This window comes from Carboxylicivirga sp. (assembly GCF_982718395.1).
This window is the reverse complement of the sequence record NZ_CEXQWX010000237.1, coordinates 1-6,675: the sequence shown is the minus strand read 5'-3', so window position 1 is coordinate 6,675 and position 6,675 is coordinate 1. Positions and strand designations below refer to the sequence as shown.

Below are 6,675 nucleotides of genomic sequence, written 5' to 3'. Positions count from 1 at the left end.
GAATGAATCCTTTAGAATGTCAACTTGGGGAAGTTATCATACCGGGATGACTTTGAACTATCCTGTTTTTAAAAATTACAATGCCAATGGCCCCAAAATAGATCCTTCAATGTTTGGGAAAGAGTTTATGTCAGATGATCCTGACCGTGCTGATGACGTGAGAAAGAATCTTTTCTTTTATGATTATGAAAGTGATACAAAATCATTTGTAACAAAGTATCAGTTCCAGTCACAAGATCCTGACTCAGAAGATCCCTATGCGCAATTTTCTGAATCAAATATTCTGATCTTCCGCCTGGCAGACATGTACCTTCTAAGGGCAGAAGCAAATGCTAAAATGGGTAATGGATCTATCGCAGTTGAGGATTTAAACATGGTGAGGGGAAAAGCCAATGTGCCTGCTTATACCGGTGCTACTGATCGTGAAAGTATGATGAAAGCTATTTTTGAGGAAAGAGCCATTGAATTTATTGGAGAGGCTCATGCTTCATATGATCGAATAAGGATGGACTACTTTTTTGACGGAGTTTCGTGGGTGAATAGCAAAAGAATATCCAAAAGAGGTTATTTCTGGCCTGTTTCCACCGGGATTATTTCAAAGAATCCTTCTATCGTTCAAACTGAATTCTGGCAAGGTAGGTTGTAAGAGTTAATTTTTGAGATGCAATTTTATGAAACGACCACACAAATTTGATTAGCCAGATTTTCAAATGAAAATGATCAAGTTTAATGGGAGTTCCATAAGACAATTGAAATGAAAAAATAAACGTATGAAAAAGATATTTTTTATTGCAATTCTTGTTCTTGGACTCGTTGCCTGTGAACAAGGAGAATACCTGGTAGATGGTGGAATAAGTGAAGCTGAGGTAGGAACCTCAACATTCGAATATTTAAAGTCACATCCTCATTTGGATACTTTAGCAATTTTGATCGAAAGAGGAGGATTTGTTGATGAAGTAAATGGTTCTTCTACCCTTTTTGCGCCCAATAACTTATCTATCAAAAGGTATATTGACGCTATTTTAACTGAAATGAAAGACAGTGATCCAAATGCAGAATACACTGTAGATGATATTCCGGTGGACACTTTAACCAAGTATCTGGGAGGATATATTTTTTCGGAGCAAATCAGACGTGCAGATATGACTAAAGAAGGTGAGATCTATACGGCTGTAAATGGCGATGAAAGAAGGATATCTCTTGAACCCACCAGAGCCTATACTGATCAATTGAGTGAATATCCCGAATATGTGTATTACACATTTAAAGGAGGAGATGATTGGGATCCTTGGGATAATATTGGTGATGACACAAAAGTGGTTATCAGAACCTCCAATTTGATTTCCACTAATGGTGTGATTCATGTATTACAAGGCGATCATACACTTTTTAATTATGATTCTAAGTAAGAAATGGGGATTAAAAAATGTTAGTTTTATGAAGAAGATACTTTTATATATATTAATAATAGCAGCGGTGGCCGCTTGTGAGCCTCCGGAAGTAGGATATATCAGTGATAATATCCATGCATTGCAAGATACTGTATATGTGCCACGTGGAGTGTTCACAACATCAGCAGCTCCATCCGCAGAAGGTTCTACTTATCCGATGCACTGGCAAATATCCAGTGTAACAGATGAAGACGGAAACCCCACCGATGACCTGTTTGATGAATATGAGATCCTGATTTGGAAAGAGGCATTTAACGGAGATACTGATACTACTTTAGCTTTGGCTGAAGCTAAACTGGAATTGTCAGAACAACCTACGCTTCTTATCAATGAGGTGAGTGGAGAAATGGCATTTACTCAAGCCAGTAAATATGTAACTGATAACAATATTTATAAAGTCAATGTCAATGTATCAAATGTCAAAGGAGAACGTCAGCTGGATGATTTCACGGTTGTGAAATTAGAAGAATTTAAAGCTGTAGATTTTACCGGTGAGATGAGAGATCGTATTTACCTCATTCAGGATGGAGAAAGAAAAACACTTTATACTTCTGTTATCAAGAATGCGGATGATGATCAGATTCCAAGTGTTCTTGATGGAACCCATCCATACATAACTATTACAAAGACCAGTGAAGAACCATCCCTGGGTATCAAGGTGAAGATGATTGTAACAGATAGTCATGATGTTCCTTTTAGTCCTGAAAAAGTAGTGGATTACATTTGGAATGGATCAGCTTTGCAGAATTATCACGATAATTCAGTTGAGACGGTGGAAGATGCAACAGGAACAACATTTATGCTTCCCGCTCCCCCATTCCCACAATTTAGTCGTAATAACTGGGGCGATTTGATGTATTACCGGACAACAAGAGACGCTTTCACTGTGGATAAGGAAGCCTATGAGGCGGATTTTGGACCACAAGATTGGTCGGTATACGATGTAGATCCTGATACAGGTGAGATACTTTGTGATGCCTACCTGCGTTGGGCCATTAAAATTTATGATTCAGGTACCTGGGAAATTAAAATGAGAATTCCTTACAGTAAAAAACTATAGGAAGCAGAAATGGCACCTGATAGTTACAAATAGCCAGTATCAAGAGCATGTACATATTCTGCATGGTGAGAGTCGAAAAAGGCTAATGAAAATCACGAAGGTGTCCAAAAACAAGCATTTAAATTTAGATAACTTACGAATTATTATTTAATCTCCTCATCCTGACCTTCTCCTCAAGGAGAAGGAATAGAGCTGTTCGACATTTATGAGGTCGTAATCAGTGCACTAACACTCATTTAATGAGCACTTCCTCTCCTTCAGGAGAGGATTGAGGTGAGGTGATAAACTATTATGTTTCCAATTTGTAAGTCTTTCTATTTTTTGTAATTTATTTTTGGACACCCTCGTTGCATATAGTCAGTAATTGACAATATTTAGAAAGAAAAAATCACATAAATAAATTAAAACGAAAGCAATGATAATAAAACAGATATGCTTGACAGCAATTGGTATTGCTGCTGTAATATCCATAGACGCTAAGAATGTAACGAAAAAGAAAGTTGCTTTAAAGAAAGAACCTTCTCGAACCGAAGTGGTCAAACCCATTCGAAAAAGTGAATTCCGAAACCCGGAATGTAAACAGCGCATTCAGGGAGGAAACCCAAAAATGGTTAATGGTTTTTTACAGTTTGACGGAGCATTGGATGGTAATCGCCAGGTTGATCCTCAAATAGCTGTTGGTGGTGGATATGTTTTTCATGCCACCAATTCAGGATTGGTAATCTATGACAAGGAAGGTAATTATATTGATGGCGTTTCACAGCATTGTTTCAATAACGGGATTGACCCTAAGTTATTCTTTGATGCTCATAACCAAGTTTTCGGATTTGATTTATGGGTATATTGGGACGAGGAAAAGGTTAAACCCGTTAATATTGCTATATCCGAGACGAATAATCCTCTTGGGGCGTGGAATATTTACCCTGTTGGTGCACCAAAAGGTGTTGATGGCGGCGGTATTGGTTATAGTAAAAAGTGGGTTGGTTATTCATTTCCTGGCGGAGAAGAGAAAACCTTTGTGATGAAAATGAATGAAGTTAAAGCGGGGAAACCAGCAACCGTCTATCATTTTAATGGTAGTTTAGGGCATCCTGTATTTACACAAGATGACATTGAGGATCTTTACTTCTTTAAAATAGAAGGCGATCGTTTTATTATTACGCGTGTTACAGATGGTAAGGATGGAATTCCGGTGTGTCAGGAAGTAAGTTCTGAGCCACATGGATTAAAATATATTAACTACCCACCTAAATCACCCCAGAAAAATACAGAGCAGGTTGTTTCTTCGGGAGATAGAAATCCCAAAAACCTGGTACTGCAAAGCGGCTGCATTTGGTTTTCTCAAGCTGTTAATTGCGAAGGAAGATCTGCAGTTCAATGGCATCAGGTTAAACTGGATGGTAGCATTGTACAAACCGGATTAATTAAAAGTAATACATCCAACTATATACAAACAACCATTGCAGTAAACAAGAATAATGATGTTTTGGTGGGATTTCAGGAAACAAATGCAAATATGTACATATCCCCTCGCATGGCCTTCCGTTATGCAAATGATCCCAAGGGAAAAGTCAGAGATATAGTTAAGTTAGGTGAAGGCCAGGGAGCAACGGATGGAGTAGCCTGGGGGGATTATAGCGGAAGTATCATTGATGGAGATAATCAATTGGACTTATGGACCATCCAAAGTGTGGCTAACAGCGAAGGTAAAGGTGAAACTGTCATTGTAAAAGTACCGTTTGACTCATCTAAATAATAGGCATGAGATTTAAAAAGCTGATAGCTACAAGTTATTAGCCCAAAATAAAAGCGACTTGAAGAAAAATACTTCAAGTCGCTTTTATTTATAAGTTATTTAATCGTCGTTGACTTTAACGAATGCTTGAATCGAAGAGTTTAATTTCAAGGCTTGCGCTTTATGAAAATCAAGGAGTTTACTTTCGTAAATGACTGTTTTCAGAAAGTGCGTAACGCAGAAATTAGACTTTTCGGGCAAGCATCAATTACTTCTTCTTCACTACCTCAATCAAATCAAGATCAAAAATAAGTGTCGAATTCGGGCCAATTTTAGCACCTGATCCGCGCTCACCGTAAGCCAGGTCAGCAGGAATATACAAACGCCACTTACTTCCTTCAGGCATTAATTGTAAAGCTTCTGTCCAGCCTTTGATAACACCTGTTACAGCAAATTGAGCAGTGTCCTTACGCTCAACTGAGCTATCGAATACAGTACCATCTAATAAAGTACCATGGTATTGACATTTTACACGATCGCTGGTTGTAGCTACAGCACCTTTACCTTCTTTTAGTACTTCATATTGCAGACCACTTTCTAAAGTTACAATGCCATCCTTCTTAGCATTATCCTCAAGGAATTTCTGTCCTTCGGCTAAGTTAGCTTCAGCTTTTTTGGCATTTTCAGCATCTTTCACCTTACGAATAGCTTCCATTACTTTACGTAAGTACATATCTGCTGACATCTCAGTAAAATATGACTTGTTATAAGCAAACTCATTCATGAAACCTTTCATAAAAGCAGTTTCATCAATTTCGTTGAACATACCTTCAAGGTGTTCCAGGTTTGCTTTTTTCATTTCAGTCTTACCAAGAGCTCCTGCCAATTTAACGCAAGTTGCAGAATCAACTTCCAATGGCCAGCGCTCAAATTGTTGTTTTAGATTAGCAGCCTGAAGATAACCAAGTGCATAACTCACACTATCTGTCTGGTTTGCAAATTCCATTTTCCCGGTATTCGGAACTTTGGTACACGATGCCATTACAGCTATAATCAATGTAAGGGCAGCTAGTAGATTTGTTACTTTCATCTGTTAATTATTTTGAATTGTAAATAATAGTTTGCTAAAGCTTCTTAAGACCGATTTTTTGACTTTATTTCTAAGTACAGTAATCGACCTTTTGTCTTAAGTCTGATATCTAACAGTCTATTAAATAAAGTTGGTTCTTACTTAATAGCTAAAAGCTCAACTTCGAAAATAAGCGTTGTGTGAGGTCCAATGTGCTGACCGGCACCGCGCTCACCATAAGCTAAATCAGATGGAATAAATAAACGCCACTTACTTCCGACAGGCATTAACTGCAATGCTTCAACCCATCCCTGGATTACACCGTTAACAGGGAATGTAGCAGGCTCACCACGCTGAACAGAGCTATCGAAAACTGTTCCGTCGATTAAAGTACCATGGTAATGACACTCTACCTGGTCAGTAGCAGCAGGCTTATCACCATTTCCTTCGGTCATAATTTCGTACTGCAATCCACTTTCTAATGTAACAACTCCTTCTTTCTTTGCATTCTCAGCTAAGAAATCTTTTCCTGCCTGAATAGCTGCTTCGGCTTGCTTAGCCTGTAACTCACCAAAAAACTGCTGTAAAATTTGATTAGCTTCGTCAGCTGACATTTCAGTCTCTTGACCTTCAAAAGCAGCTTCCAGCCCTTTTGTAAATTCTGAATATTCAATCGTCTCAATACCTGAGGCTTTAAGATTTTGCGCCAGGTTCATTCCAAGGGCATAACTAATTTTGCTCATTTGATTATTTTTAATAAACGTTTTCTATTTAAAAACCAGCTGCGAAAATACACTATTAATACTAATTAGAAAAACCTGTGGTGATTGTGTTTTTGGAGTTCTGAACTTGAGGAGAGTTTTGTGTTCTGGGTTTAGTGTTGATGTCGAACTGTGGAATTGTGAATTTGTGGAGTTGTTGATGTATTTATTTGGATATTTGTTGCTTTCCTCATATCCGCTAAGCTGGTTTGCATAAAGATAAAAGCCGTCGTGACTAAATCGATGGTGCTCGAATTATAATCGTTATCGACAGTTGCCAAATTAATATTGACGGTCAAATAATTTCCTTCTGTTGTCAATCAAATCTACTGTTCTCTACCCCATTATTTTCTTTAAAAAACTAACACAGCGTTACAAGCCATTTTTAATTCAAAAAAAGGATAAAACACTGCGTTAGGGTGTCATTTAATTTTCTTTTCAGGTATAAAATTCATTTTAAAGCCAAATTTGTTTTTAAAAATGGGACTAACACAGTGTTAGTTACTCAGCTAAATTTTAAAAGGGACTATAACAGACTGTTATTCGCTCTTTAAAATTTTTGTGAGGCCTATAACGCTCCGTTTTATGCATTTTAAATT

General features: G+C 37.6%; 6 protein-coding genes. 4 read left to right on the top strand and 2 right to left on the bottom strand.

The genetic code is table 11. From position 1 onward, the window contains the following. The 4 genes from AC4MRQ_RS24135 to AC4MRQ_RS24120 all read left to right on the top strand — a co-directional run. Window positions 1-646 (top strand): RagB/SusD family nutrient uptake outer membrane protein (locus AC4MRQ_RS24135; RefSeq protein ID WP_491200293.1); only part of this gene is annotated, 646 nt, incomplete at its 5' end. Between the two features lie 124 nt (window positions 647-770). Further along, window positions 771-1,409 carry a fasciclin domain-containing protein gene (locus tag AC4MRQ_RS24130; protein ID WP_491200292.1) on the top strand — a complete coding sequence of 213 codons (639 nt, stop codon included), beginning with the start codon at window positions 771-773 and terminating at the stop codon, window positions 1,407-1,409. 28 nt (window positions 1,410-1,437) lie between these two features. Then, a complete protein-coding gene (locus AC4MRQ_RS24125; protein ID WP_491200291.1) occupies window positions 1,438-2,511 on the top strand; it encodes a hypothetical protein in 1,074 nt (357 codons plus the stop codon). A 415-nt stretch (window positions 2,512-2,926) separates the two neighbouring features. Further along, window positions 2,927-4,267 carry a hypothetical protein gene (locus AC4MRQ_RS24120; protein WP_491200290.1) on the top strand — a complete coding sequence of 447 codons (1,341 nt, stop codon included), beginning with the start codon at window positions 2,927-2,929 and terminating at the stop codon, window positions 4,265-4,267. A 247-nt stretch (window positions 4,268-4,514) separates the two neighbouring features. Here the strand turns inward: AC4MRQ_RS24120 and bamJ (AC4MRQ_RS24115) are convergent, their stop codons facing one another. Further along, window positions 4,515-5,336, bottom strand: a complete 822-nt coding sequence (gene bamJ, locus AC4MRQ_RS24115) for a BamJ family beta-barrel-assembly machinery protein (protein ID WP_491200289.1) — start codon at window positions 5,334-5,336, stop codon at window positions 4,515-4,517. A 137-nt stretch (window positions 5,337-5,473) separates the two neighbouring features. Further along, complete coding sequence (gene bamJ / locus AC4MRQ_RS24110) at window positions 5,474-6,058, bottom strand: BamJ family beta-barrel-assembly machinery protein (RefSeq protein WP_491200288.1); 585 nt, start codon at window positions 6,056-6,058, stop codon at window positions 5,474-5,476. Window positions 6,059-6,675: the final 617 nt, after the last annotated feature.

Excerpts from the sequence above, each read along its gene's own strand:
- AC4MRQ_RS24130 (WP_491200292.1), top strand. The coding sequence starts at position 771 with ATGAAAAAGATATTTTTTATTGCAATTCTTGTTCTTGGACTCGTTGCC.
- bamJ (WP_491200289.1), bottom strand. The coding sequence starts at position 5,336 with ATGAAAGTAACAAATCTACTAGCTGCCCTTACATTGATTATAGCTGTA.
- bamJ (WP_491200288.1), bottom strand. The coding sequence starts at position 6,058 with ATGAGCAAAATTAGTTATGCCCTTGGAATGAACCTGGCGCAAAATCTT.
- AC4MRQ_RS24125 (WP_491200291.1), top strand. The coding sequence starts at position 1,438 with ATGAAGAAGATACTTTTATATATATTAATAATAGCAGCGGTGGCCGCT.
- AC4MRQ_RS24120 (WP_491200290.1), top strand. The coding sequence starts at position 2,927 with ATGATAATAAAACAGATATGCTTGACAGCAATTGGTATTGCTGCTGTA.